Source organism: Comamonas sp. B-9 (genome assembly GCF_000410635.1).
In the GTDB taxonomy this organism is placed as follows: Bacteria; Pseudomonadota; Gammaproteobacteria; order Burkholderiales; family Burkholderiaceae_C; genus Comamonas.
Map to the genome: position 1 here is coordinate 916 of NZ_KE148678.1, position 241 is coordinate 1,156.

Annotated in this window: 1 pseudogene; it reads right to left on the reverse strand. The window is 70.1% G+C overall.

The features are described 5' to 3' along the window. A pseudogene (locus H928_RS33930) lies at nucleotides 1-241 on the reverse strand (cysteine desulfurase); the annotation flags it as partial.

Below are 241 nucleotides of genomic sequence, written 5' to 3' on the forward strand. Positions count from 1 at the left end.
GCCACTCACCCGCAGGCCGGCAGCATCAAACAGATCGAGCAGCAGCTTGGCGCTGAGGCCCGGCACGGCAAAATTCAACGTGGTGGGCAGGCACAGCGCCGGGGGCGCATTGAACACCAGGCCGGCAAAGGCCTCGCGCAGTGCGGCTTCGAGCTGGCTGCGGTGGCCCGCCATCGTGGTGGCGCTGGCAAAGCTGCTGCCGTCCTGCAGCGCGCGCAGCACGGCGCCCAGCGCGGCAATG